This window comes from Helicobacter cinaedi PAGU611, assembly GCF_000284635.1.
Lineage (GTDB): Bacteria > Campylobacterota > Campylobacteria > Campylobacterales > Helicobacteraceae > Helicobacter_C > Helicobacter_C cinaedi.
Genome location: NC_017761.1, coordinates 659,632 through 683,368 on the forward strand (window position 1 = coordinate 659,632; position 23,737 = coordinate 683,368).

24 protein-coding genes and 2 tRNA genes are annotated in these 23,737 nt (G+C 38.7%); 10 read left to right on the forward strand and 16 right to left on the reverse strand.

What is annotated here, in order from left to right; genetic code table 11:
• The first annotated feature begins 59 nt into the window (after positions 1-59).
• From HCN_RS03285 to HCN_RS03295, 3 genes are read left to right on the forward strand one after another with little or no spacing between them, the layout of a single operon-like run.
• The gene (locus HCN_RS03285; RefSeq protein WP_014666536.1) at positions 60-1,505 is read left to right on the forward strand and encodes a Do family serine endopeptidase; all 1,446 of its coding nucleotides are present in this window, start codon (positions 60-62) and stop codon (positions 1,503-1,505) included.
• Between the two features lie 21 nt (positions 1,506-1,526).
• Positions 1,527-2,357: a CheR family methyltransferase gene (locus HCN_RS03290; protein WP_230197953.1), complete on the forward strand. Its 831-nt coding sequence runs from the start codon at positions 1,527-1,529 to the stop codon at positions 2,355-2,357.
• A 2-nt stretch (positions 2,358-2,359) separates the two neighbouring features.
• Positions 2,360-3,052: a CheB methylesterase domain-containing protein gene (locus HCN_RS03295; protein WP_014666537.1), complete on the forward strand. Its 693-nt coding sequence runs from the start codon at positions 2,360-2,362 to the stop codon at positions 3,050-3,052.
• Positions 3,053-3,155: 103 nt separating this feature from the next.
• On the opposite strand, the gene HCN_RS03300 is transcribed toward HCN_RS03295, so the two are convergent.
• On the reverse strand, positions 3,156-4,394 hold the full coding sequence (locus HCN_RS03300; protein WP_014666538.1) for a GNAT family N-acetyltransferase: 1,239 nt from the start codon (positions 4,392-4,394) through the stop codon (positions 3,156-3,158).
• 167 nt (positions 4,395-4,561) lie between these two features.
• Between HCN_RS03300 and HCN_RS03305 the strand changes: the two genes are divergently transcribed.
• A tRNA-Asn gene (locus HCN_RS03305) sits at positions 4,562-4,636 on the forward strand.
• Positions 4,637-5,082: 446 nt separating this feature from the next.
• Here HCN_RS03305 and HCN_RS03310 read toward each other — a convergent pair.
• From HCN_RS03310 to tatB, 7 genes are all read right to left on the reverse strand, one after another.
• Positions 5,083-5,170, reverse strand: a tRNA-Ser gene (locus HCN_RS03310).
• A 27-nt stretch (positions 5,171-5,197) separates the two neighbouring features.
• Positions 5,198-5,599 carry a hypothetical protein gene (locus HCN_RS03315; RefSeq protein ID WP_014666539.1) on the reverse strand — a complete coding sequence of 134 codons (402 nt, stop codon included), beginning with the start codon at positions 5,597-5,599 and terminating at the stop codon, positions 5,198-5,200.
• Positions 5,596-5,802, reverse strand: a complete 207-nt coding sequence (locus HCN_RS03320) for a PP0621 family protein (RefSeq protein ID WP_002957486.1) — start codon at positions 5,800-5,802, stop codon at positions 5,596-5,598. Before HCN_RS03320 ends, HCN_RS03315 begins: the two co-directional genes overlap by 4 nt.
• Before the next feature lie 22 nt (positions 5,803-5,824).
• Entirely contained in the window at positions 5,825-6,421 is a 597-nt protein-coding gene (gene rsmG, locus HCN_RS03325) for a 16S rRNA (guanine(527)-N(7))-methyltransferase RsmG (RefSeq protein WP_014666540.1), read from the reverse strand.
• Positions 6,418-7,539 (reverse strand): tRNA preQ1(34) S-adenosylmethionine ribosyltransferase-isomerase QueA, encoded by a 1,122-nt coding sequence (gene queA / locus HCN_RS03330; protein WP_002957489.1) that lies wholly within the window; start codon positions 7,537-7,539, stop codon positions 6,418-6,420. The genes rsmG and queA overlap by 4 nt, the downstream gene beginning before the upstream one ends.
• 2 nt (positions 7,540-7,541) lie before the next feature.
• The gene (gene tatC / locus HCN_RS03335; RefSeq protein WP_002957491.1) at positions 7,542-8,336 is read right to left on the reverse strand and encodes a twin-arginine translocase subunit TatC; all 795 of its coding nucleotides are present in this window, start codon (positions 8,334-8,336) and stop codon (positions 7,542-7,544) included.
• Between the two features lie 3 nt (positions 8,337-8,339).
• Positions 8,340-8,906 carry a Sec-independent protein translocase protein TatB gene (gene tatB, locus HCN_RS03340; protein ID WP_014667537.1) on the reverse strand — a complete coding sequence of 189 codons (567 nt, stop codon included), beginning with the start codon at positions 8,904-8,906 and terminating at the stop codon, positions 8,340-8,342.
• A 519-nt stretch (positions 8,907-9,425) separates the two neighbouring features.
• Here tatB and serS point away from each other — a divergent pair.
• On the forward strand, positions 9,426-10,703 hold the full coding sequence (gene serS / locus HCN_RS03345) for a serine--tRNA ligase (RefSeq protein ID WP_002957493.1): 1,278 nt from the start codon (positions 9,426-9,428) through the stop codon (positions 10,701-10,703).
• Between the two features lie 32 nt (positions 10,704-10,735).
• Positions 10,736-13,219, forward strand: a complete 2,484-nt coding sequence (locus HCN_RS03350) for a tetratricopeptide repeat protein (protein WP_014666541.1) — start codon at positions 10,736-10,738, stop codon at positions 13,217-13,219.
• A gap of 44 nt (positions 13,220-13,263) precedes the next feature.
• Here HCN_RS03350 and HCN_RS03355 read toward each other — a convergent pair whose 3' ends face one another.
• The 7 genes from HCN_RS03355 to secG form a co-directional block, all read right to left on the reverse strand.
• Entirely contained in the window at positions 13,264-14,421 is a 1,158-nt protein-coding gene (locus HCN_RS03355; RefSeq protein WP_014667538.1) for a metallophosphoesterase, read from the reverse strand.
• A 235-nt stretch (positions 14,422-14,656) separates the two neighbouring features.
• Positions 14,657-15,010, reverse strand: a complete 354-nt coding sequence (gene rplT, locus HCN_RS03360) for a 50S ribosomal protein L20 (protein WP_014666542.1) — start codon at positions 15,008-15,010, stop codon at positions 14,657-14,659.
• Between the two features lie 82 nt (positions 15,011-15,092).
• Complete coding sequence (rpmI, locus tag HCN_RS03365; RefSeq protein WP_014666543.1) at positions 15,093-15,287, reverse strand: 50S ribosomal protein L35; 195 nt, start codon at positions 15,285-15,287, stop codon at positions 15,093-15,095.
• Between the two features lie 21 nt (positions 15,288-15,308).
• Positions 15,309-15,833: a translation initiation factor IF-3 gene (gene infC, locus HCN_RS03370; protein ID WP_002957499.1), complete on the reverse strand. Its 525-nt coding sequence runs from the start codon at positions 15,831-15,833 to the stop codon at positions 15,309-15,311.
• Entirely contained in the window at positions 15,830-17,641 is a 1,812-nt protein-coding gene (gene thrS, locus HCN_RS03375; RefSeq protein ID WP_014666544.1) for a threonine--tRNA ligase, read from the reverse strand. The genes infC and thrS overlap by 4 nt, the downstream gene beginning before the upstream one ends.
• Positions 17,642-17,643: 2 nt before the next feature.
• Positions 17,644-18,201: a ribosome recycling factor gene (gene frr, locus HCN_RS03380; protein ID WP_002957501.1), complete on the reverse strand. Its 558-nt coding sequence runs from the start codon at positions 18,199-18,201 to the stop codon at positions 17,644-17,646.
• 3 nt (positions 18,202-18,204) lie between these two features.
• Positions 18,205-18,600 carry a preprotein translocase subunit SecG gene (gene secG / locus HCN_RS03385; protein ID WP_002957502.1) on the reverse strand — a complete coding sequence of 132 codons (396 nt, stop codon included), beginning with the start codon at positions 18,598-18,600 and terminating at the stop codon, positions 18,205-18,207.
• 190 nt (positions 18,601-18,790) lie between these two features.
• Between secG and HCN_RS11870 the strand changes: the two genes are divergently transcribed.
• Genes HCN_RS11870 through HCN_RS03405 form a run of 4 tightly spaced genes read left to right on the forward strand, consistent with a single transcriptional unit; the run spans position 18,791 to position 22,944 of the window.
• Positions 18,791-19,057, forward strand: coding sequence for a hypothetical protein (locus HCN_RS11870; RefSeq protein ID WP_014666545.1), 267 nt, complete (start codon positions 18,791-18,793; stop codon positions 19,055-19,057).
• Entirely contained in the window at positions 19,020-20,198 is a 1,179-nt protein-coding gene (locus tag HCN_RS03395) for a glycosyltransferase (RefSeq protein ID WP_232501881.1), read from the forward strand. The genes HCN_RS11870 and HCN_RS03395 overlap by 38 nt, the downstream gene beginning before the upstream one ends.
• 26 nt (positions 20,199-20,224) lie before the next feature.
• Positions 20,225-20,851: a GtrA family protein gene (locus tag HCN_RS03400; protein ID WP_230197950.1), complete on the forward strand. Its 627-nt coding sequence runs from the start codon at positions 20,225-20,227 to the stop codon at positions 20,849-20,851.
• Positions 20,848-22,944 carry a hypothetical protein gene (locus tag HCN_RS03405; RefSeq protein WP_014666548.1) on the forward strand — a complete coding sequence of 699 codons (2,097 nt, stop codon included), beginning with the start codon at positions 20,848-20,850 and terminating at the stop codon, positions 22,942-22,944. The genes HCN_RS03400 and HCN_RS03405 overlap by 4 nt, the downstream gene beginning before the upstream one ends.
• A gap of 1 nt (position 22,945) precedes the next feature.
• Here HCN_RS03405 and HCN_RS03410 read toward each other — a convergent pair whose 3' ends face one another.
• Positions 22,946-23,737: a UDP-N-acetylmuramate dehydrogenase gene (locus tag HCN_RS03410; RefSeq protein ID WP_014666549.1), complete on the reverse strand. Its 792-nt coding sequence runs from the start codon at positions 23,735-23,737 to the stop codon at positions 22,946-22,948.

Consider the following 23,737-nt stretch of genomic DNA (forward strand, 5'->3'; position numbering starts at 1 on the left):
TTAATTTAAGCTAATAGAATCTCCTACTTAAAACAAACACTATTTTTAAGGAGTATTCTATGAAATACACACAATATGTTTTCAGCAGTATCATTTTTTTTATTTTGACTTTAAGCAGTGCGTTTGCCATAGATTTTAAAGAAGCACCAAAGATTCAAAAACGCATTAATCCACAAGAAGGCAATAATGCCGTATATTCTTTTAATTCCTCCATTGAACAGGCAAAAAAATCTGTCGTTAATATCTCTACACAAAAAAATGTAAGCAATCAATTTGCTAATCACCCTATGTTTAATGACCCATTCTTTCAGCAGTTTTTTGGCGATATTTATGGGCAAGTGCCAAAAGAACGCGTGGAGCGAAGCCTTGGCAGTGGCGTTATCATCTCAAGTGATGGCTACATTATCACAAATAATCACGTGATTGAAGATGCCTCTAAGGTGCTTGTCTCGCTCTCTGATAGCTCAAAAGAATATGTCGCAAAAGTCATCGGCACAGATTCTAGAAGCGATTTAGCAGTCATTAAAATAGAGAAAAATAATCTCCCTCCCATCAGCTTTGCTCAAAGCTCAAATGTGCTTATTGGCGATGTTGTCTTTGCCATTGGGAATCCTTTTGGTGTGGGAGAGACAATCACACAAGGCATTGTTTCAGCACTTAATAAAAGTGGTATTGGCATTAATGATTATGAAAACTTTATCCAAACTGACGCGTCAATCAATCCGGGCAATTCCGGTGGGGCGTTGGTAGATTCACGCGGGGCGTTGATAGGTATTAATACTGCCATTTTATCTCGCACGGGTGGGAATCACGGCGTAGGCTTTGCCATTCCCTCAGATATGGTCAAAAAAATCGCTAAAGAGCTTATTGAAAAAGGCAGTATTAAACGCGGATTTTTGGGCGTTGGGATTCAGGATATTAATGAAGATTTGAAAGAAAGTTATGGCGATAATAGCGGTGCAGTTGTCATTAGCCTTGAGCCACAATCTCCAGCCGCAAAAGCAGGACTTATGGTGTGGGATCTTATCACGCATATTAATGGCAAAAGAGTTTCAAACGCAGCGGAGCTAAAAAATCTCGTTGGTATGCTTTCGCCAAATGAAAAGGTAATTGTAAAATTTATCCGCGATAAGCAGGAGCGTGTCGCACAAATCACTCTAGCAGAATTGCCCGATTCTAATAAAGATACAAAAGCAAATCCTTCTTCAAATGCTCAAGGTTCAAGTGCGACCATTGAAGGCTTAAGCGTTGAAGAGCTTAGCTCAAATATACGCCAACGCTATGGGATTCCAAACAATATTAATGGCGTTGTAGTAACGCGTGTCAATGCAAACTCAAAAGCCGCTCAAGCGGGATTTGAAGTGGGCGATATTATCGCACAGGTTGAAAATATCGCTATTGAAACTCCTGCGGATTTAAACAATGCCTTTACAAGATTCAAAGGCAAAAATAAAAGAGTGCTTGTGTATAGCTCAAGTGGTACAAAAACAATACTTATCAAATAAAGGGGGAAACCATAAGTGGTAATGCTAGACAACAAACAGCTTTCGCTTATACAAGAGCGTTTGTATAAGTATTGCGGTATTTTTTTGAGCGATTCAAAGCTTACAATGATAAAAAATAGAATCTACCGCCTTATGCGTGATACACATATTGATAACATAGACACGCTGCTTGCAAGTATTGAAAGTAACCCTAAGATTCAACAACAATTTATCAATAGCTTTACAACAAACAAAACAGATTTTTTTCGTGAAGACTTTCACTTCCAAGATATGATTGATCGTGCGTTGCCCTTACTTTTCAAACGCAATAAGCCTATTAAAATTTACTGCTGTGCGAGTTCCACGGGGCAAGAGCCTTATTCTATCGCAATGAGTGTGCTGTATGCTAAAAAGCTCTATGGTGCAAGCACACCGGTGAGTATTATTGCCACAGATATTGATACTGGTGTCCTACAAGAAGCAAAAGAGGGTATTTATACGATTGATTTTAAGATAGAGAAATTCCCAAATTGGTTTGAAATGGAGGAATATTTTACCCCACTTGATGATGGTAAAAACCCAAATGTGCGACTACTCAAAGCCAAAGACAAGCTTAAATCAATGATCACTTTTAAGCAAATGAATCTCTTTGATAAACGCTATCCATTTATGCGTGAAGAGTTTGATATGCTCTTTTGCCGTAATGTGCTGATTTATTTTAAGCAAGAAGATCAACAGGAGATTCTATCCTGTCTCATTGACACACTAAGAATTGATGGCACTTTTTACTTAGGGCATAGTGAAAGTCTCTACCACTTAACTGAAAAATTTGAAAAGCTCGGTAACAAAACTTTTGTTAAGATAAAGGCGTAATTATGTTAATGGAAACGACAAAACACCACCCAGATACCATTCTCAAAAGTAACCCTTGCAAAATCACGCGAAGCAAGCTTGTTGTTATCGGTGCTTCCACAGGGGGTGTTGATGCACTCTCTTATATCTTTTCACGCCTACCTGCACAGCTCCCACCCATTGCCGTTGTGCAACATATCCCACCGACTTTTGGCTCATCTTTTATTAAACGCTTAAACACACTCTCTGAACTAACGATCTGTGAGGTTACAGACAAAACTCCTCTTAAAGACAATCATGTCTATGTAGCAGGGGGTGATAAACATATGATTATTGATTTTGCTATGGGTTCATATTATGCCAACTCTTTAAATGAAGAGAGACGCATTTCAAGGCATAAACCAAGTGTTGATATTTTATTCCGCAGTGCCAATAATGCCGCTGGACGCTCCGCTCTTGGGGCGATTCTTACAGGAATGGGCGATGATGGTTGCATAGGACTAAAAGAAATGCACGATAATGGAGCGCACACTTTGGCTGAAAATGAAGAGGATTGCGTGGTGTTTGGTATGCCTAAAAAAGCCATTGAAATGGGTGCGGTGAGTGAGATTTTAAGCCTTGATATGATAATCCATAGAATCATAGACTACGCCAAAAAGCCAATCAAAGCCCTAGCAAAAGATAGCAACGACCCAGCCATTTTTCCTGATGAGTAGGATAGACTAGAATCTAAGTGAGATTCTAGCATTTGCTTAGATTTTCAACTCTCTTAGATTCTAGCACTCTGTTCTGTTTTTATATCTCACACCACAAACTAAATCAAAAATAATCACTAAAATACGCCTTGCCCTCTGGCAGAATCTCTTCTAGCTTATCAATACTCTCATCGTTTGCTTTCAGGCGATTAATACTGCGTAAATATAGCGGACGCTTATAGCCTAAAAGCATTGTTGTAAGCGTTTGTATATCAAGCTTGATGTAATATTCCCCCAGTTTCTGCTTTTTTTCACTCGCCACAACTTGCAAAGCCAACTCTCCATCTTTAAAATGTAAAATAAAATCCCTATTATTCCATTCCAAAAGTGGATCGCTCACACTGAATCTTAAGCACATATTTGACTTAACAAACTCAAAAGGATATTGTGTCAAAAACTGCTCCACATCAACGATACGCGCCATAATATAAGGCTGAATGCTTTCTTTGATATGCCCATCTTCAAGCAAAAAAGCAAGATTATGATTACTAAAATTTGCCCCTTCAATACTATCAAACATTGACTGATGGGCGTTTATGTAGCCCCACAGCCCATATCGTGCCTCTTCATTCAAATAAATCATCTCTTTAATCTTAAAAATATCATTTTCCAAAAGATAGACAATATAGCCCGTTGGCTTATCGCATTCATCATAATAAATCGCTACAATCGTATCCTCCACATCCCAACGCCAATACTCATTCCACGCTAGAATATCACGCACCAAGCAGCCGTGCGTCTTTGCTGCAAACTCATTATGCAGGGCTTTTAAATCGGGGTGATCTTCTGTAACCCTTTGCATCATACCGCCAACTTGAGGGGGCTTTGGAAATTGATTATCCTTAATGACAAAACTCATCTTATCACTCACTATCTCCCACCCACGCGAACGATAATAAGGAATAGAATACGGATAGAGACAAGAAATGCTCTGCCCCTTTTCTCGCATCATTTTTAGAATCTCACGCATTAAATCCGCCATAAGCCCAATGCCAGAATACTCCGGGTAAGTCGCCACCCCTGTAATCCCACCCATAGCATAGATTCTATTATAAATATTCATCTGCATAGGATAGAGTGCGATTTGTGAGATAAGCTTTTGTCTATCAAACCAGCCTAGCACGATTGCATTTTGTAAAATGGGGTATTTGGAGCGTTTAATCTCTTCATTATTCCAACCAAACTCTAGCAAATCACTATCAGTTACTTGAAAGGCATAACGCAAAAGCTCATTAAACTGCTCAATATGGCTAATATCAAGCTGTTGCATAGTAAGCCGTTCTCGTATTTGTGTTTTTTTCATCTTTTGCCCCTTTGTGTGGAATCTTTAAGAAATCTTGCTTTGCGGAGTTGCGGAGTATAGCAAAAAGTGGCAATATCAGGCAAATATAGGCATTTGTGTTTAGGCTAAAAGGGGTAAAACCCTTGACAATAGGAATAATTTTATATATAATCTCGCTCTTTGTTTATTCCGGATTAGCTCAGCGGTAGAGTAGGTGGCTGTTAACCACTTGGTCGCAGGTTCGAATCCTGCATCCGGAGCCACTCCTTAGCAGAAGATCATAGATTTTAAACCATAAAGCAAGTGGGCATTTTGCTCTTAAGGACTTTTGATTCAATTAATTTTTGTGGCTTTTGTTTATTCTTTGGGATTTTTATGTGCAGAAAGAACCCTGAAAGTTTATAGGGGGCTTGTTACCACACTCTTTCCATATCATTAGTCTCTATCTTTGTAGGTGTTTCAGTGGTGTTGTAACCTTGAGTGTTTGTTATGTCTTTCATTTGATTTGTATTGCCATCTCCTGTCAGTAATGATTGAGCTGTATAGAGTTTTGTAACATTTATTTAGATTATCAAATAAAGCAGTTTAAAAAGTATGGGTCATTATTATGGGTGTAGGGTAAAATAGGTTCATCTTGTGGGTAAAAAGTTTAAGGTTTTTTTTGAGATAGGACTATTGAGTCTTGTTCAAATTGACTCTTAAGAATAAATGGCAGAGGGGAAGGGATTCGAACCCTCGAAAGCTTGTACTTTACACGCGTTCCAGGCGTGCTCCTTCAACCACTCGGACACCCCTCTTTAAAAATAACAAGGGCGAAATCTTACCTAAACTCTTTCTAAAACTTGCTTAAAAATCACGCCATCAATGCCAAGTTGTGCGATTTTTGCGATTTGCTTTTGGGATTTAATGACGCAAAGCAGTTTGCAATCAAGCAAATAATGTTCAACAATCTTTTGAAAAGCCTTTGCCTTATCAAGCTGATCAAGCAGTAAAAATTGCGGCATAAGACTAGCAAACAGCACAAGCTCTTCTAAAGAATATATTTTCACAGCATATCTAACCTGAAAGTTATAGCAATGCTTGGCAATCTCAAAAGTATTCTCTTGTTTCAAAGCAGATGTGTCAAACCACACGACAGATTCAGCTCCAACCTTGGCAATATCTTCAATGCTTTTCACTTCCACAAATGGAGCAAAGTCAATGGCATAATGCCCGATAATAATCATCTCGCCCCCTTTTGCAGACATTCTTTAGAGCAAAAACACTTTCCATTTGAGAGAAAAGATTCATTGACAGAGACATACACGCCGCAACACGCACATTCCTGCATTTCTTCAATGCCATTGGGGGTTTTGTTTGTCTTAAGCAATGGGCGTAAGATAAGATAAGCTAACGCTAAAAGTGCGAGTAAAATAACAAAAAACTTCATATATTTCCTTTAAGACTAAGATTTATAAATCACGACTATGTTTGTAATAGTAGATTCTATTTTCCCGCACGAAGCACTCTTCCACACTCATACTTGGCATTTCCTGTCTAAAATTTGTGCCTTTGTAAAAGAGAAAATACCCATCGCTTTGCAAAAATTTCCTTGAAAGAGCGATAAGATTCCTAGCGTCCATTAACGCACGAGAAGTAATAAGGGCGATATTATTGACTTCACTGATTGGCACTTCTTCAATCCGCATTGAATGCACCTTTACATTTTTTAGCCCAAGTTGTACGCTGATATTTTGTAAAAATGAAGCCCTTTTAGCACGCGGCTCTATAAGAAAAAATTGCGATTGCGGTTTAGCAATAGCAAGGGGCAGGGCAGGGAATCCCCCACCAGAGCCTATATCCATACAAGATTCAAACTCATCAATAAACTTCAGCGGATACAAAGAATCAAAGATATTTTCAAGCACAGATTCCATACAGCTAGCCCCTGTAAGATTGTGAATCTTATTCCACTCTAAAAGCTCTTTGCCAAAGGTTTGAAACTGCTTAAAACACTCATCTCCTAGCATAATGCGGTGTTGTTGTAATTTATCTTGTAAATCTATCATAGTATCAATATCCCATCTCCATAAGAGTAAAATTTATAGCCTTTTTCCAAGGCAATATTATAGAGTTCAAGGCATTTTTCTCTCCCCACCATCGCACTTACTAGCATAATCAATGTGCTTTTTGGGAGATGAAAATTTGTCAGCAGATAATCTACCCGCTTAAACTCAACGCCCGGATATAAGAAAATATCGCACTCTCCGCATAAAACTTTATATCTCATCATATATTCCACGCAACGTGCACTTGTCGTGCCGACACATAGCACCTTTTTAGCGTGAGTGATAGCCTTAGCACTTGAGCTTGAGATTGAAAAATATTCTTTATGTATAGCGTGATTGCGGATATCTTCACTCTCCACATTTATAAATGTCCCAGCCCCGATATGCAGGGTAACAAAGCAGGTTTGAAAAGATTTTTGCAAGGATTCTAAACTTTGTTTGCTAAAATGCAAAGACGCCGTAGGAGCTGCCACAGAGCCTAGCTCCTTTGCAAACACACTTTGATAAAACACGCTATCTTCTTGTAGATTTTGATTAGCTTCATCGCGTTTGATATAGGGCGGTAACGGGATATAGCCGTGATTATTAAAAAGCTCAAACACTTCTTTGTCATTTAAGATTCTATTTTCTTGCGAACTATGAGTTTTTGTAGATTCCATAAACTCCACAATCCGCATACCATCCTCACAGCATTCAAGCACTTGGGCGATAATGGGGCGTGTGAAAGCCTTGTGAGATTCTAAAATCAGCCTATCACCGCTTTTAACCCTGCCTTTAATTTGGACTAAAAATCTAAAAGAATCTAGCGCTTTGTGGAAAAATATCTCCATACGCTTTGGGTTAGGTTTGGCTTGTGAGTTGAGCTTATGAGCGTAGATTCTAGCATTTATGACTTTGGTATTATTGAAAACAAGCAATGTGTCTTTGGGGATAAAATCGCTAAAATGATAAAAATCACTATGCGTAATTTTGTCGCTTTTTCTTTCATACACAAGCAGTTTTGCACTCTCTCTAGGAATGCTTGGGCTTTGTGCTATGGCACTTTGTGGCAGAGCATAATCATAGCTTGAAAGCAAAAAATCTTCAGAATCTTTAGAATGGGCGTTGTGGTGGGGCATTGCTATTCTTTATTAGAATCTTGCGTTGTAGGTGTGGTAGGCGAGGTTTCATCGCTATCATCTATCTCAAAATCAGCAAGTTTTGAAGCGGGATTCACAAATTTTAAAATCACAATAGAAATCCCATAGAGCATAACAAGCGGAATAGCCAAAAGCACTTGTGAAATCACATCAGGCGGGGCGATAATAGCAGCGATGATAAAGATAATCACCACAGCGTATTTAAAAAATCCTTTTAAACTCTCATCAGTGATAAGCCCCACTTTGCCAAGGAAAAAGCATAGCACAGGCAGTTCAAAGGCTATGCCAAAGCCGATAATCAAGCGGATAAAAAAGGCAAAATAATTCTCTGCTGTAATGTAGGCTTCAAACTGATCATTACCAAAAAGCAAAACATTTTTAATAATAAAAGGCAAAACGCCAAAGTAAGAAAATGCAACGCCAAGGGCGAACATAAATGTGCCAAAAAACACAAAAGGAATGACGATTTTTTTCTCGTGTTTATATAAGCCCGGAGCGACAAAAATCCAAATCTGCCAAAAAATCACAGGCATAGCGATAATGAGTGCAGCAAAAAGAGCGGATTTCATCGCGATAAACACGCCCTCTATCATACCCGAAGCGATGAATTTCCCCCTAATCTCACTGCCTAGCACATCTACAAGGGGTAGCTTAATGTAGTGAAATATTTGCTCCCAAAAGCCCAAACACACGCCAAAAGCCCCCAAAAGCACAAGAATACTGATAATAAGGCGTTCGCGTAAGTCTTGGATATGGGGTTTTAAATCTTCTAGCATTGTTTATCCTATGTGTTGGGGGGTGGAATCTTGCGACTTTGAGCTTGTAGCATTTTTGTATGTAAGGGTAGAATCTTGCGTAGCAATAGAAGTTTGAGCAGATTCTGCAGATTCTAGGTTTTGAGCTGTGGCGTGTGGCATATTAGACTCTGCATTTTTAGAATCTAGGCTTTCATAGCTAAGCTCTGTATTAAGGCTTTTAAGTGTGCTGTGCAAGGCATTGGCTTCTTTGTCAAGCTCCTTTTTTGTGTCTGTCAGGCTCTCTTGCAGGGGTTTAAGGCTATCGCTTAAATCATTGATGTTAAGCTCTCTCAACTCATCAAGCTTCATATCTTGGGTGAGTTTATCCACTTCATTTGAAATGGCATTTTTGTATTTGAGTGCTTCCTGTTTGATTTCACTAAGCTCTATCTCTTTGTCAAAGCTCTCTTTTGCTTCCGCCATAGTTTTTCTTACCGCACGGAAAAACTTGACAATATCAATGATAGTTTGGGGGAGTTTGTTAGGACCAAGGGCGATAATCGCCACAATAAAAATTACAAGCAACTCAAAAATACCAATGCCAAACATACCCTGCCTTTTTGCCTTATCTTAGAATTAAAAAAAGCGTATTTTATACTAAGTTTAGTAATTTTATTTCATTCCTAGATAAAAAACATTTTTGTTTTTCATATTGAAGCCAATTTGATGAAACAAAGCTAAAAGTTAAGTAGCTAAGCGTTAAGTAAGAGAGTAGAGTAAGACTAGCCTACCCCCTTAACGACCAAAGGCTTTATAAGGTAGGCTATGGATTATCTTAGTAGCACTTGACTATTATTATACATAGCAGTATAATGCCGACTAAGATTCTTGTGCAAATCTTACTCATCGTAACCTCCTTTTTATGAAGTAGGCTACGCCAAGAGAGGCTCCACTCTCTTGGGCAACCTCTAATCACAATTCTACCACATTAACTACAAACTTTCCAACTCGTTTCTTAAGACTTAAATCACTCTTTGACTTTGGGCTTTTTAGGGAATAAAAAATGCTTTTTTAGGCTAAAATACGGCTGAAATTGTTTGCAAATTTAAGAAAACTAAGGATAGGGATATGATTGACACAAAGGCTTTGATAAATGATTTTGATAGGGTGAGTGAGCTACTTTGTATAAAAAAAGTGAGTGAAGATACACTCAAAGCACTAAAAGATCTTGCCATTGCGTATAAAAGCACAAAGCAGGAGCTTGAATCTCTCCAAGCCTTTCAAAATAAAGGCTCTCAAAAGCTTGGGCTATGGTTTAGAAGTGATGGGTGTCAAGATTTGATTGATGATTTAAAGTCGCAACTTGATGAAAATAAGAAAAAAATGAATAATGTAGAATCTAGGCTTAAGACTATTGAAGCAGAGCTTGAAAACCTTGCCTATACTATTCCAAACTTGCCCGATTCTGCTACGCCAAAGGGCGAAGATGAGAGTGATAATATTGAGCTAAAAAAGGTGCTAGAGCCTAGAATCTTTGACTTTACCCCAAAGGAGCATTGGGAGCTAGGTGTGGATAATGGCTGGATTGACTTTGAATCTGGGGTGAAGCTTGCTAAAAGTCGCTTTTCTGTCCTGCGTGGAATGGGGGCAAAACTCAATCGTGCGTTAATTAACTTTATGCTTGATTATAATGAAAGGCAGGGCTTTGAATCCGTGGTAACGCCTGTGATTGCTAATGCTAGGACGCTTTTTGGCACCGGGCAGTTGCCGAAGTTTGAAAATGATATGTTTAAGGTGGATTCTCATTTTGATGAAGAGGGGAGCGAACACGATTTATACCTTATCTCTACTTCGGAAATCACACTTACAAATCTCTATCAAGACAGCATTATCCCAAGTGAGAACTTGCCTATAATGCTGACTTCTCACACACCTTGTTTTCGCAAAGAGGCTGGTAGTGCGGGGCGAGATACACGCGGTATGATACGCCAACATCAATTTGACAAAGTGGAGCTTGTGGCGATTACTCATCCAAGCCAAAGTGAAGCTATGCAGGAAAAAATGCTAAAAACAGCAAGCGGGATTCTAAGTGAGCTAGGACTCCCGCACCGCTTTATGCGGCTTTGTGGGGGGGATTTGGGCTTTAGTGCGAGTAATACTATTGATATTGAAGTGTGGCTACCCGGGCAGAACTGCTACCGCGAGATAAGCTCTATTTCAAATACGCGGGACTTTCAAGCACGAAGGGCAAAAATCCGCTATAAAGAAAATGGTAAAAACGCGTTAGTGCATACGCTCAATGGCTCATCATTAGCAGTAGGCAGGACACTCATTGCCATTATGGAAAATTACCAAAGGGCTGATGGGAGCATAGAAATCCCAAAAGTGCTAGAAAAATATCTATAAAGAAAATATCGCAAAAAGGCTAAGGGGAGAGTATGGCAGAAGAAGTAATAAATCTTGATGAAAATCTAGAGATTGAAGATTCTGCAACACCACCACAAGAGGGTGCAAAAGAAAGCGATGAGCAAAAGCCAAGTGAAGCTACCGAATCTAAAGAGAGTAAGCTGCAAAAGATTCTAGCTCCCTTGAAAGCAAGAATTAACGCTTTTCTAGCAGCTTTAAAGGAAAATAAGATTCTAATGATTAGCACGATTGCCATTGCGGTGCTTGTGCTTGTTTTTTTAGTGCTGATTGTGATTTTAATCTTTAGTGGTGGCAAGGAAGAGCAAAAAACAGAATCTGCCCCCATTTCACGAAAGATTATCCAGCCAGCTCCTATTTTAAGTAGCTCAAAGCGTCCTGAAGTAGATGATACAGAGCTTGGTAACATGATACGCAAGGCAAATATTCTTTACACACAGGGCGATAAAATGGAGGCTTTGGATTTGTTTAATAATATTGCTGCATATTCTCAATCCCTTGCTGCGTATAATTTGGGCGTGATTAAGATAAATGAGAGTGAGTATAAAAAAGCTATCAGCTCCTTTGATAGTGCCATTTATTCTGGGGAAGATATAAGTGTGAGTGCATTTAATGCCGCATATAGTGCGTATATGCTGGGTGATATGAATCTGTATGAGTATTATTTAGGCATTAGCTCAAGCTATTTGTATTATACGGCAAATCAGCCGTTGTATTCTTATCTATATGGGTTGTTGCAATATTATAAAGGTTTTTATTTTGAATCGCTCTCTCCCTTTCTTAATCCCTCTTCGCCAGATTATACCAAAGAGAGTAAAAAATTTGCTGCGGAAGTGTTTTTGATTTTTAACGATGAGTATAATGCGTTAGCTCAACTCAAGCAAGTAGCAGATAAAGAGGATAATCTCTCCATTGGCTTACTGCACGCAAGGCTTGGGGAATACACACAAGCAAAACAATATTTGTATGAATATCTTGGGAGCAATGTGGGCGATCCACAGGCTTTAATGGCATTGCAACTGATTGAGACAAAAAGTGGGAATTTTAAAGAAAGTGCTTTGATTCTTGAGCGATTAAATGCTGCAGAAGAGACACAAAAGGTCTTTGATGAATATCCTATCAAGGCAAAATTGCGTGATGATTTGTTTGATGTGAATCTCGCACAGGAAAATTTCTGGAATCGCCGATTTGAGCATAATAAAATACTGGGCTATAAGATTCTTTTCTATTACGCGCCTTTTTTGGTTTTTGATGCAAAAAATGCTTTGGCGATTATTGATGATGGAAATTTAAATGCTCATATAAATAACATTGAGAGTGCGAAAAACACGCTGCAAGAGGGGCAGAAAGTTTCACAAGTCGATCGCTCAATCGCACAGAATCTGCGTTACTTGATAGCAAATCAAGATATACGCGAAGCGGTTAAATCTATGGAGCAGTCCCTTGCGACTTACCCAAATCACTCTGTTTTGCATTATAATGTCGGGCTTTTGTATGCGCAAATGAATGACTTTGATAATGGATATTTGCATTTTATCCGTGCTTATCATTTGGATAATAACAACACAATGGCTGGAATCTTCGCCCTTATGTGTGCAGAGCTGACTTATCGCGACACTTCTCGCTTGAGTAATACTATCTCTACTGATTTGGCAGAGATGAATTTTACTAATAAGCTAGAGCACGATTTTTTACTTTCTTTATTCCGCTACACAAGCGATTCGCCCACAGATTCTCTTTCTTGGTTTGATACGCTAAAACAGCGATCATCTTATGAGCGGAAGCCCATTTATTATGCGTTAAGTGCGGTGTATGGAATCTATGTGGCTAATGGAGTGCAAATAGCAAATGCTTTTGAATCTTTAAAGGGCTTTTATCCAAAAGATGCGGTTACGCATACGATGTTTGAGCTTGGCAAGAGATTTGGGAGTAATTTGAAGGATTTTGCCTTACAGATGAATATTATTTATAAAGAAAAGAATCTTGATATGCGTTCAATCTACTATGGACCCTCTTTGGCAAGGGAATTATATGTGTATGTGGGTTTTGTAACAGGCTCGTTGCGATCAGTCCAAGAAGAGTTAGAGGCAAAGCTTGTTGTTGAGACGCACACAAGCAATGGAATCTTGCAGGCTTTGGCACTTTCAAATATATACAGCAATGATTTTGAAGAGGCTTTTGCGATATATAACTCTCTGCTTGATGATTTAGGGGAAGGGGATTCACAAACGCGATTTTTGGCGGCTATTGCGGCTATGGGAGCTAATCGCCACGAGAATGCCGTAGCTCTTTTGCAACTTGCCAAGATAGAATCTGCTACAAACTTTGAGGCTAAATATGCCCTTGGGCTACTCTACCAAGAGGGTAAAAATATAAAAGCTGCTATCCAACATTATGATCAAATCTCACACACAGGCTTTGAATCTGAATTTTTTGACTTTGAGATTGACACGAGTGAGCTACTCAACCCACAAAAAGATGACAAAAAAGAGAGATAGAGTCTAAAGCCACATAGTGATGTGGCATATATTCTCTTGCTTGATTATTTTGGAGGTAGGAGTTCAAGGAGAGTGATCTCTCGCTCACTGCCTATCCGCATAGGTGGTCCCCAGAATCCTGCACCTTGGGAAACATACACTTGTGTTTTACTTAAATTTTCAAGTGTGTGGAGTCCGGAGATATAGGGCTGTTGCAAGAGCATTGCTAGGGAAAATGGGAAAATCTGCCCCCCGTGTGTGTGTCCGCTCACAACAAGGCTGACTTTATCATAAGGTGGAGTGAGATAATGTATCACTTTTGGTTGATGAGAAAGTAAGATAATAGGCAAGGCAGAATCTACACTTTCAAAAGTCTGCTTGATGTTAGGCTCAAGATAGCCTACACGCCACCCCATAAAATCCGCTATTCCAGCAATATTAATGGTATTATCAAGCACATAATTTTGATTAATAAGAATATGGAATCCTAGAGTTTCTAGTTTTTTAAGGATATTTTCAACATCGTGAAAATACTCGTGATTGCCTAGCACATAAAACACACCTTGATTTGCCTGAAGATTTTTAAGCTCATCTACGCTATTTTCAACATCTTCTAATTTAGCATCTACAATATCTCCTACGAGAAAAATCACATCGGCATTAAGGGCATTTGTCATTTCCACAATCTGCTTTGTTTTGCTCTGCTCCATAAGCCCACCGATATGAATATCACTGAGCAGCACTGCCCTAAGAGGTGTGCTAAGCCCTTCAATCTCAAGGCTAAGCTGGATAATATCTGGCTTTTTTGTGCCATTGTAAGTGGCAAATACAAGCATTACAAGGCTAAGGCAAAAGATTCCAACTTTTACTCTATGTCGCCACCTACTGCGCGCAGATTTTGTGCGGAGTGTCATAATAAAAAGTGAGCAGATTTGATACATCAAAGCCGCCATAACAAAGAAAAAAGTAATACCAAGACAAAGTGAAAGTAAAAAGTAATACACCTGTGGCACATTAGCATTATCACGCAAGAAGAGATATGCTACACAATGCAAGGCATTAATGATGGTAAAAATTTTCCACACTAGACGAATAAAAGGCTTGGTGCTAAGGGATTTTAACAATGCTTTGTAGATATAAATATGGAGAATAATAAAAAGCAAAGAACCCATAAAGGGAAAAATGGCACTTTGCATTTGGGCAAATTCAGGCACATCTTGCATAAAAATCCTTGTTGAAGTGGTTTGAAAGCTTTAATAAATCCTTGTTGCGTGGTAATTTACAAAGCTTATGGGTTGATTTCTAGGGGAGTATTGTAAGATAGTAATACTCAAAAGTCCATTAAGGCTATCATTTTTTTGTGGAAAAACACTTTGTTTAAAGAGATTGTTGAAAATTGATTGAAGTTAAGTAGATTCTACAATGTGGCATAAGCCCTAAATGTAGAATCTAAAATCCTTATTTAATCTTATCCTTGACACTTGCGACAATAGTATTAAATGTCTGTATGTCATTCATCGCCATATCAGCAAGAATCTTCCTATCAAGGTCAATATTGGCAAGTTTTAAAGCGTGAATAAAGCGAGAATAGCTTATCCCATTCATCTTACAAGCCGCATTGATACGCGTAATCCATAGCTTTCTAAAATCACGCTTTTTTTGCTTCCTATCGCGGAAAGCATAGCACATACTGCGTTCTAATTGCTCTTTTGCCTTTCTAAAATGTTTGCGGCGTCCGCTATAAAAGCCTCGCGCAAGTTTTAGAATCTTTTTATGTCTTCTTCTTCGGACAACGCCTGTTTTTACTCTCATTTTTTTCTCCTTTACCTTTTTAGGTGTAAGCTTTTTTGCTTCTCTTTCCCATAATGCTTGGCATAGTGGGGAGTTTAGATTCTTAAGCCATACAAAGCAGACTTTTTACAGAATCAACATTTGTGCTGTGAACATATTTTGGCGCATTTAAATTTGCCTTACGCTTATGCGATTTTTTTGTTAAGATATGGCTTTTAAACGCACTTCCGCGTTTAATGGCGTTTTTCTTTAGCTTAAAGCGTTTGGCTGCACCGCGATTTGTTTTCATCTTTGGCATTATCTCTCTCCTTTCATAAGATTAATGTTTGTCTTTTTTCTTTGGCACATAAAGCACATTCAAATATTTGCCCTCAAGCTTTGGCTCTTTGTCGGCAACAGCAATATCTTCAAGCATTGCTGCAACTTTGTGAAGTGTATCCATACCCGCTTGTGGGATACTTAGCTCTCGTTGTTTGAGAAACACCTTAAACTTCACGTGCTTACCAGATTCTAAAAATTCAATGGCGTGTTTGACTTTGTAGTTAATATCGTTTTGTGCAATTTGCGTTGAAAGCTTTATCTCTTTAATTTCAATTTGCTTTTGCTTTTTGCGTGCTTCTTTTTGCTTTTTTTCAGCCTGATAGCGAAACTTGCCATAGTCCATAATCTTACACACCGGCGGCTTGGCATTGGGCGAAATCAGCACAAGATCAAGTCCGGCTTGATTGGCTAGATTCAAAGCTTCTTTGGAGGAGATAATCCCATACACCTCTCCATTATCGCCTACACAACGCACTTCTTTAAAGTTTATCTCTTCATTGAGTAATGTTTCTTCTCTGCTCAAAAGCGAATCTCTCCTATTTTTGTTTTTAGTGTCGTAATAAATTCAGCTTGAGAAAGCCCATATTGAGCCTTCTCTCGCCTATCGCGGATTGCTAAAATCTTGCTTTCCACTTCCTTTGCTCCAATCACCACAATCAGAGGGACTTTTTGTTTTTCTGCAAGTCTAATTTTTTTATTAAGACTTTCATTTTTGTCCATAATCTCCGCATATCCACCTATTTTAATAATCTCATCACGCAACTCCCTTGCATAGCCTAGCTGTGCATCCCCTATAGGGACAAGTATCACTTGTGTAGGGGCTATAAATAATGGAAACTCACCGGCAAAATGCTCTGTCAAAATCGCCACAAAGCGTTCAAACGAGCCAAGAATCGCACGATGTATCATAACAGGCTGCACTTGGGCGTTATTCTCATCTGTGTAGCTAAGAGCAAAGCGTTCTGGGAGATTCATATCTACTTGAATCGTCCCACACTGCCATTTGCGTTTGAGTGCGTCTGTAATTTTAATATCAATCTTTGGTCCATAAAATGCCCCACCGCCCTCATCAATTTGATAGGCGATTTTATTTTCTTCCAAAGCATTTTTAAGTGCATTTGTAGCCGATTCCCATACTTCATCATTACCGATAGATTTATCCGGTCGTGTGGATAGCTCCATTTTATACGCAAAATTAAAGGCATCTAAAATGCTTTTGGTAAAGCTTATGATGTGATTGACTTCATCTTTAATTTGGTTTGTTTGGCAGAAAATATGTGCATCATCTTGGGTAAATTCTCTCACACGCAAAAGTCCGTGTAAAACTCCGCTTTTCTCGTGTCTATGGACGATTCCATATTCATAAAAACGCAATGGTAACTCTCTATAACTTCGTGGCGAACTTTGATAGACTTTAATATGCCCTACGCAATTCATAGGTTTAATGCCATATTCCTGCTCATCAATGGTTGTAAAATACATATTTTCTTTATAGTTATCATAATGTCCGCTTTTTTTCCACACATCACTTTTGAGAATCTCAGGTCCCCTAACAGGCTCGTAGCCTCTTTCATTTAAGGCAATAGTGAGCAGTCGCTCAAGATTCTGTCGTAGTCTCGCACCTTTGGGCAACCAAATGGGTAGTCCCGCTCCAATTTCTTCATCGAAGGTAAAAAGTCCCATTTCCTGCCCAAGTTTGCGATGGTCTCGCTTTTTGGCTTCTTCAATGGCAAAAAGATAATCTTTGAGTGATTGTTTATCAGCAAAGGCAATGCCATAAATGCGGATAAGCATTTGAGCCTTTTCATCTCCACTAAGGTAAGCTCCGGCGATTTTAGTGAGCTTAAAATGCTGTAAAAGCTTTGTATTTGGCAAATGTGGTCCACGACACAAATCTTCAAAATCTCCTTGTATATAAACACTTAGCTTGTCATGAGGGATTTTACTCATCACAGCTTGTTTGAGCTCATCATTAGCAAACTTTGCTTCCGCATCTTTGCGTAAAAGTGTGGATTTGACAATAGGGTAGGCTTTTTTAGCAATCTCTAGCATTTTAGATTCAATGCTTGGCAGATCTTCTTCACTGATTTTAGAATCTACTTTAAAATCATAGTAAAAGCCCTCATTTACTACAGGTCCCACAAAAAACTTCGCCTCTGGATAGAGTGATTTAATCGCTTGAGCCATAAGGTGTGCACAAGAGTGGCGGATAATCTCTAAAGATTCAGGAGAGTTATCAAAATGTATATTTTCCCCATTGATATGTAGCTCATCTGCGGTGCAGAGATCATAAATTTGTTGATTATGTTTAATGCCTATAACTTCACTCATTTTTATACTTTCATTACCTCTTCTTCTTTGTGTCTTACCATATCATCGCATTTTTTGACAAACTCATCAGTGTATTTTTGAATCTCATCAAGCCCCTTTTTGCCCTCATCTTCGGTAATGTCTTTATCTTTTTCAAGCTTTTTAATGCCATTGTTAGAATCTTGGCGGATATTGCGGATAGCTACCTTTGCCTTTTCTCCCATTGATTTGGCTTGTTTGGCAATTTCCTTGCGTTGCTCCTGTGTCATTGGGGGAAAAAAGAGTTTCACACATTCGCTATCGCTGTTTGGATTTACACCGATGTTTGCCTCTTGAATAGCCTTTTCAATATCTTTGAGTAAAGGTTTTTCCCAAGGTGTGATAATGATAGTTGTAGCATCTTGAGCAATGACGGAGCCTACTTGATTAAGCGGTGTGGGTGTGCCATAGTAATCTATGCGGATATTATCTAAAATGCTAATGCTCACTTTCCCACTACGCAATGTGCTAAAGTCCCTGCGGAGAGATTCTATGGTCTTTTCCATATGGGATTTGGCGTTGTTATAAATATCATTTAACATAACTTATTCCTTTGGTTGATTGTTTTGGCTTGAATCTAAAGGTGCTACAAGTGGTGCGGTTGGAGCGGCATTTTCATCTACGATAAAGGCATTTGGATTTGTAGCTGTATCCGCTGTTTGTGGTGTAGTAGGTGCTTGTGTGCTAGGCAATGAATCAAGGATGCTTTTTTCCGTTTGCTTGTTGTATGAGTAGCTAAGAGCAATCGTGTTAAGAACAAAAAGCAGTCCCAAAAACATTGTAAATTTCGCCAAAAATCCAGCAGGACCTTTGGCGCCAAATACAGATTCATTACTTCCGCTATATGCCCCAAGTCCTATGCTTGAGCTTTTTTGCAAAAGCACCATAATGGTGATAAATATAGCCAATACAATTTGCACGACAAAGAGGGTGGTTGTCATCTAAAACTCCAAAGATTTAAAAATTAAGTCAAAATTAAGTTAAAACAAATATTTGAAAACAAATGGCGGATTATAGCAAAAAATCCTTAAACGAAGTCAAAGGCTTAATGAAAATGTAATGAATTTTGAGCTACAATCCCAACTCTTTAACATTTGGCAAACTTTTTTGTAAAAGGCGGTTGTAACAAAAATGATGAAAAATACTGATGTAGAATCATATACTTCGCATATAGATATTGGAAATAGACAATTATTAGATTCGTCTCGGGGGGGGGGGGTATCTCCTAAACAGAATCAATTAAATTCCATTAATCAAACTCCCAAATCCAAATCGGATAATTACCAAAGCAACACACAAGCAAGGGTGGCTGTGATACTTCCCTGCTACAATGAGGAAAAGACTATCGCTCAAGTTATTGATGAAGTCTTTGCTGTCCTGCCAAACGCACATATTTAATATTTATGTGTTTGATAATAATTCAAGTGATAATTCAAGAAATATTATTAAAGCAAAAATTGATGAGATAAAATCTTTAGATTGTCATATTGAGCGTAGCGAAATATCCAATATGGAATCTAAAAAAGATTTTTCGTGCTTATACACTCAAAATAACAAGACTGCAGAATCTTACAATTTTGCACCCCTACGCCCTGCACCCACACATTTGGATAAGAATCTAGATCCTAAAAATTACGCCCTAAACCCCGTAGCCCACCCAAATTTAGCACAGAATCTAGATTCTATAAAAATGCACCCCAAACCCTGCACCCACACCGAATTGGTAGAGAATCTAGACTCTAAAACCCCCGCAAAATCCCTCACACTCCATAGTGTTAGCACGCAAGGTAAGGGGGCGGTTATGCGTGAGGCATTTGCCTTGATTGAGGCAGATTTCTACATAATGATTGATGCAGATACTGAACACGATGCTTCTATCTTACCACAAGCACTAGCGTATTTTAGCACTCACAAACTTGATATGCTAAATATTGCAAGAGAGGCAGACTCTAGCACATATCGCAAGGGGCATAGCTTTGGCAATAAGCTGTTTTCAAAAAGCACACAAATGCTTTTTGGCACAAAAATTAACGATATGCTAAGTGGTTATAGAATCTTTTCTCGCCCTTTTGTGAAGAGCTTCCCAGCCCATAGCAATGGCTTTGAGATAGAGACTGAACTTACCATTTATGCCCTAGAGCAAAGGCTTCGCACCGATGAGATAAAAGCCCCTTATAAATCCCGTCCAGAAGGCAGCTTCTCTAAACTTTCAACCTTTAAAGATGGCTTTAAAATATCGCTTATGATTCTAAATCTCTTGTTTAGTGAGCGTCCTTTGCTTGTCTTTAGTGTGCTAAGCTCTATATGCTTTTTACTCTCTCTATTCTTTGGTGTGCCTGTCTTTTTGGAGTTTTTGGAGACTTCTAAGGTGGCGAGATTTCCTACACTTTTTGTGTGCGTTGGGCTTATGGTGATTGCTGTGGTGCTTTTTATCGCAGGGCTTTTAGCCCATCTTATTACAAAAAGCATTAAAGAATCTCGCTATTTAGCCTATTTGCAAAGCAAAAGGGAAAGCTATAAGGGCATATATGGCGAGTGATATTGTATCTTGTAGAAAAGATTCTAATGAGATGGAATCTAGTGCGGATTATAAGGAAGGCTTGTTGTGTTAAGCGAAGTGAAATATATTGTCATACTGAAGCCTTTGAGGGCGAAGTATCCAATGTAGAATCTAAACAAGATTTTTCGCCTATGGCTCAAAATGACAAGACTCTAGATTCTAAAACACATAAAAGCTTAAAACAACTCATAGTATTTTTTTGTATCGGTGGGGGTATTACTCTTCTAGAGCTTTTAGGATTCTATATCCTATATAAAATTTTTGGGGTGCATTATATTCTTGCTTCGCTTATTATGTTTGTGCTAGCTAGTGGGATTGGTGTGTGGCTGTATCGGCGGTTTGTATTTGGTGGGACGCATTTGCATAGAGGCTTAGAAGTTGGGCTAACCTATCTTATCAACACCATAGGCATAGGACTAAATACGCTTATTTTGTGGCTATGTGTGGAGTTTTTGGGATTTGAAGCGATTGTGGCAAAGATTCTAGCTTCTTTGCTTGTGGCATTTTATGGCTTTTATGCGAGAAAGCTTGTCATTTATAGAAAAGAACCTAAATTCTATTTTTACACAAAAAGCCCTGCACCAGCCCATAAAGGTGTAGATTCTAAATTTATCAAAAAGGAGTGTCAATGATTGAAATTCTAAAATCTGTGCGATTAAGCAAAGGGAGTAAAATCGCCATTAGCGTGTGGTTTATTCTGCTTATGCTTGTGGTGATTATCTTTCTAGCTTTGCGTTTTATGAGTAAGGATAGGATAGATTATGCGGATATGATTGTGGAGAGTGAAGCTTCCCCACAAGTGATAGCGTGCAAGGAAAAATGTAAGGAAATTGGCAATATTGATAGAAATAACCTTGCGGAGTTTAATGCTTGTGAAAAGGCGTGTGAAGCTATTGTCCCTACGATATTTTCCTATAATGTGCGATTGAAATTTGAAAATCCTATTTTTCGGGCACAGAAGCATTTTGTGGAAATCACACCTCTTGGTGTAGAGTGGAGTGATGTGGCAAAGAGTCTAAATCTTGGTGGGATAGAGCGGGTAGTCCAAGATTCTAAAGATAGTCATTTTGTTGTCATTACACTAGATTCACCGCTTGATATTGGGCAAAATCTCGGCGTGTTAAGTTATAAAAGCAAGATTTTAAGCAATACTTTGAAGTATTCTATTAAACAGCTTATTCTTATTTTGGTTATAGGCATTGGGCTTTGGGTGCTGCCTGTGTCTTGCAGGGCGTATTTTGCTACATTTGATAGAAAATATCCCAAAATCACACAAGATTCTATGCTTTTTAGCTTTTCTTTCAAAGATAAGACTTTTCTTAGCTTGAGTGCTGTTGTAATTCTTGGGCTTTTTGTGTTTCATTTTTGGCTTGGATACCCGGGCTTTCACATTAGTGGCGATACTTATAATTCCATTGGTTTGGCTAAAAATAACGCCCATCCTGTGTTTATTGCTTATGTGATGCAGTTTTTGTATTTTATCTTTGGGAAGCATTTGTATTATTTATTTTTGTTTAATCTCGTGCCTTTTTATGCTGGGCTGTTGTTTTTGGTATGGGGCTTTTATATTCGCTTTAGAAGTGTTTTTGCAATTTTGTTGCTATTTCCTATTTTTATAGGCAATATTTATTTTCAAAATTTTATACAATACCATAGTTTTGCCCTACCTATGCTGCTGTTTTGCGGTTATGCTATGGTGCTTTTTATGCTGCTTGTGCCTTTGTCTGCAAGAAAAACTAAGATAATGTGGTGGCTTATTGGTATAGTATTCTTCTGTGCGATTTTATGGCGGCATAATGCGATTTTTAGCGTATTTCCTGTGAGTTTTGTGTTTGTGTATATGTGGCTTTGCAATCGCGGTATAAATACTAAAGAATTTGTAAAAAAATATATAAATGGTGTCATAGCCTGTGCGATACTCTGTCTTTGCGTGGTAATTATTGTGCCTAGGGCATTGACTGTTGGCGGATCATATCCTGCTAATCACCCATTTTTACATCAAATTGCTGGGGCTTGTGTGCCTGCCGATGATAGCAGTTGTTTTAAAGATGAGTGGTATTATCCACATAAGGGGTGGGAGGATATTAAGGCGTTGTATGAAAAATATCCGCTCAATGCTGATCCTTTTAATGTCGGCTGGGGATATGATGAATATCGTCCTATCCCACCCGGTAAAATTGATAAGCTTTATAGTCAATGGTTGAAAGCTATTTTAAAGTATCCTATAAATTTTGCACAGCACGAGTGGAGATTTTTACAAGCTATGTGGATTCAAAATCCGGGCTGGATATTTGATGGCAAGGCTTTGCAGGGCAAGGCGTGGCATCCGTGGCATATTTCACTGCTGAGTGGTTTTCCGGAATCTGAACGAAGTGTCATATTTACGCCCGCACAAGAAAAGATTTATGACTTTTTATATGAGCATCGTTTGCTTTTAAATCATTTCTGGGGTGTGGTGTTAAGCTTTGGAGTGATGATACTCTCTCTTATTTTATGGCTAGTTAAGAGAGATTTACGCAATGGTTTGCTTATGTTTAGCTTTGGTGTGGGCTTTGCAGGATTTTTTAGTGCATTATTTATTGTGCTTTTTACCCCTGTAACAGAATCTCGCTATATGTCGCCAATACTTCCTTTAGGACTTTTAGCGATCATTGGTTTTGTAGCATTTATGCTTGATTGTAAGGCAAGGCATAGGGCGGATTCTGTGGTTGATGTGGGAGACTGACTTAATACAGAATCTGCACTTCGCATTCTAGCTGAATGCCGCTTTGCTCAAACACACGCTTTTTGGCAAGCTCTATAAGGGTAATAGCATCTTCAAAGCTTGCTTTGCCTTTATTGACGAGAAAATTGGCGTGTTGCTCACTAAAAGCAATGTCATTTATCCTATATCCTTTGAGTTCCGCAGATTCTAAAAGGCGTCCTGCATAATCGCCCTTTGGGTTTTTAAAGCAGCTTCCACAGCTTGGCTCCTTTGGGTGGTGTCTGCGCAAGGCATTGCATTGTTGATGAAGAGCTATGTCAAAGCCCTCTTTTTTATAGAATCTTGCCGCTAAAATGATGCCTGTAATGCCACTATCGCGGTAATTCATAGGGAATACGCTAACATCGTGCCACTCTCCATTGACATTGATAGAATGCAGGATTGATTTTATCTCATATTGTTTCATACCTGCATTCATTTTGACTAAGCCCCCAAGGCTTCCGGGCAGGGCTTGGAGAAACTCTAAGCCACCCAGATTGTGAGATTTAAAATAGCTAAAGATTCTCCCAGAGGGGTATGCCCCGCCAACTTCAATATATTCCCCACAATCAGTGATATATGAAAATGTTTTATCAAGTAGAGCGAGATTTGTAGCCTTTGGAGAGACAAGCAGGTTGTTCGCTTTGCCGATAATTTGCATATTTTGAGAGAGTGCGAGTTTAGAATCTTGTGGCGTTTGGATAAGATTGACTTCAAGGGGCGTACCGATTTTTAGGCTAGAATAGGTAGAAAAGTCAATAGTTCTTGTTTGCAT